The sequence below is a fragment of the Methanophagales archaeon genome (genome assembly GCA_021159465.1).
Lineage (GTDB): Archaea > Halobacteriota > Syntropharchaeia > Alkanophagales > Methanospirareceae > G60ANME1.
Map to the genome: position 1 here is coordinate 1 of JAGGRR010000079.1, position 2,847 is coordinate 2,847.

The window sequence follows — 2,847 nt, forward strand, 5'->3', positions numbered from 1 at the left end:
CACTGATAGAAATAAAAATTTAAAATTTCTCACTTATTCCTTTTTAACTCGTTCTTTGGAATAATTCAACTTGGAACCCAAACTATGGAGGGCCACGGCAAGTTTCCTTCCTAACTACATTAAAGCGCATTGCGCTGCAGCGAGCGGGTTCAAGCTTGGCTTTAGGCCACCCGCAGGCTTAGGCTTGAGACAAGGAGCACACTGCAGCGCTAAAATAAAATGAGAGTTGGGAGATAAATAATTCATAAGAGTAAACGCTCCTTCCCTCTCCTTTCTTAGACACCAAATCAGGACTGTTGTTAAGATCGTTAAATGTATTATAATTAGGTGAATAAAAGGGAGGTTGAAAAGTTTTTATGAGGAGATGGGGGCGAACCTACAATATACATTAAAGAGAAAGGGGGCGCGTCTCCACATTTAACATTAAGGTTTATCCCAGAAGGTTAATGGTCAAACTTAAATTTGTTAAACCAAACTCCTTCCTCAGAAAAAAGGTCAAACCTATGGTCCAAAGGTAGTGGATAAAGACTTTGTTTCAAAAATAATCTCCCATTTTAAAAGAGTTCTTGAAACAAAGGGGATAAAAGTAGACAGGATTATTCTTTATGGTTCTTGGGCGAAAGACACCAAAGGGAGGAAAGTGATATTGACTTAGGGGTTATTTCTGAAGATTTTAAAGGGAAAGATTTCTGGCAGAGGATAGAAGTGCTCTCTGATGCCATATATGAAGTTTTTGCACCTATTGAAGCCATAGCTCTTACTCCAGAAGAATGGGAAAGAGGAAAATCCTTTGTGGTAGATTATGCCAAAGAATGAAAAGTTGCTTTTTGTTAACTTCAAAATGTGAAAAAGAGACGATGGACTATAGACGATAGATAAGGTCTTACGGAAGTGCTTATGACCCCTAGATACTGTGAGATTTGTCAATACCTATATATCCCTACATATTCCTTAAAAGGCTCTTTTGTTTTATAAATGGCATAGGCTATAAGTGCCAATTTCCTTGCTACAGCAATTAAAGCTACCTTCCTGGGTTTACCCCTGTCTATCAGTCGTTTATAAAAAAATTTCATCCTTAAGTTTGTTCTAACCGCATTTAAGGCCGCCATATAAAGCATGGAGCGCATCATTCCGTTTCCTTGCTTACTTATTTGTCCCCGACTATAAACACTTGTGCCTGATTGCCTCGTTTTTACATCAAAACCCAAAAGTGCCGTTACTTGCTGTCTATTTTCTACTTGATACCGTTTAAATAGTATCAATAGACAAATGGCATTGTTTATACCTATGCCCTTTATTGAGCATAGGTTTGAAAGGTCTTCTTGAGTATCTTCTGCTTCCGCTATGATTTGTTCCATCTTTTCCATAAGTCTTTTTTCTTCTGCTCTTAGTTCTAAATATCTTTCTTGCATCCTTTTCATTAAATCCCTGGGAGCAAAGGGATTTCTTTCTAAAGCATCAAGGTGATTACTTAGAGCCACCCTTTGTTTGATGAGAAATTTATAGCTACTAAAATAGGCATAAATCTTCTCAAGTGTCTCATCTATCTGGGGCACTTTTATTTGCTCTTTACTGATTAAGTCCTTAAAGCAATAAATAGTTCTGGCATCAATTTTATCGGTTTTAGACCTTTGCCCCAAGACCTTGGCCAAATTAGGTGTCTTTTTGGGATTTAAAATATAAGCCTTAATGTGTTTTGTATTACAAAAGGCCTTTAGAAAATAACTATAAATGCCTGTGGCTTCAAAGATAAGTACAATTCTTTTTAAGTCTTTGTATTTACGCCTTAAAAGCCGTTTAAATTCCTCTAGGTCTAAATCATTTTTTACTGAAAACTCCTCTTTGCCATCAAAACAGCTTAATTTTTCCTTTGACACATCAATGCCTATGAAGTATAATTTTTTCATAAGATACCTCCTATGTGATATTTTAAATGGTGAGGAGGAACTCCCTTGAGTTTAACCTCGTAGCAATGCAAACTGGCTTTGCCGTTTCTGCTACTGTTCAAACTTGAGGGAGGAACGGCCAATCTAGGGGACGAACTATCTGAGAAATAAACAGCTGTTCCAGGGGAGCATTGGCTCTATTCCTCCTCACTTCTTTCATCATCTCACTGTATAATATATGGTTTATTTTTCAAAACGTTTCCCCTATATATAATCATGATGTCCGTAAGGACATCATACGAGGGGGGCAGGACACGCCCCGAAGGTAGAGGTATAATTAATTTACTCTACTAGAAGGGGGTTAAGGATGAAAAGAAGGCATTTTTCACCAGAAGAAAAAATGGCCATTGTATTAGCTGGGCTTAAAGGTGAACAGTCTGTGGCTGAGATTTGCAGACAGCATCAGATATCTCAGTCTCAGTATTACAAATGGCGTGATAGGTTTTTAGAGGGTGGCAAAAACGCCTTAGTCTATGGTGCTCCTTCTAAAAAGGAAGCCATGCTTAAGGCAGAGATTGAAAGGCTTCAGAGGATTATAGGCAAGCAGGCGGTGCAGATTGAGGTATTAAAAAAACCGAGGAGTTATTCGGAACAAGGTAGGAGCGGTGAAAGAGCTGCTAGAAGCAGGTTTTACGGTCAAGGATGCTTGTTTTGGTTTAGGAATTAGTCGGAGCAGATACTATGAGGTGTTATCTAAAGAGTCAGGGCAAAAAGGAGAAGGTAAGCAGATTGACAAAACCAAAGGGAGTGAATCTGATCAGACTAACAGGATGCTTGTTCAAAGGATTAAGGCCATAAAAGGAGAACATCCCTTTTGGGGCTATAGGCGTGTTGCGGCCTGGTTAAAGTATAGGGAAGGTATTAAAGTGAATCGGAAGCGGATTTATAAGTTAATGAAAGA

At 38.5% G+C, this 2,847-nt stretch carries 4 protein-coding genes; 3 read left to right on the forward strand and 1 reads right to left on the reverse strand.

Features of this window, described 5'->3' with window-relative positions:
* Positions 1-612 precede the first annotated feature (612 nt).
* A complete protein-coding gene (locus J7J01_04250; protein ID MCD6210094.1) occupies positions 613-816 on the forward strand; it encodes a hypothetical protein in 204 nt (67 codons plus the stop codon).
* A gap of 107 nt (positions 817-923) precedes the next feature.
* Here J7J01_04250 and J7J01_04255 read toward each other — a convergent pair whose 3' ends face one another.
* Positions 924-1,907, reverse strand: coding sequence for an IS110 family transposase (locus J7J01_04255; GenBank protein MCD6210095.1), 984 nt, complete (start codon positions 1,905-1,907; stop codon positions 924-926).
* Between the two features lie 346 nt (positions 1,908-2,253).
* Between J7J01_04255 and J7J01_04260 the strand changes: the two genes are divergently transcribed.
* The gene (locus J7J01_04260) at positions 2,254-2,613 is read left to right on the forward strand and encodes a transposase (GenBank protein ID MCD6210096.1); all 360 of its coding nucleotides are present in this window, start codon (positions 2,254-2,256) and stop codon (positions 2,611-2,613) included.
* A gap of 19 nt (positions 2,614-2,632) precedes the next feature.
* On the forward strand, positions 2,633-2,847 hold a 215-nt coding region (locus J7J01_04265; protein ID MCD6210097.1), incomplete at its 3' end, for a transposase.

Coding starts and splice junctions, on each gene's coding strand:
- J7J01_04255 (MCD6210095.1), bottom strand. CDS start 1,907: ATGAAAAAATTATACTTCATAGGCATTGATGTGTCAAAGGAAAAATTA.
- J7J01_04260 (MCD6210096.1), top strand. CDS start 2,254: ATGAAAAGAAGGCATTTTTCACCAGAAGAAAAAATGGCCATTGTATTA.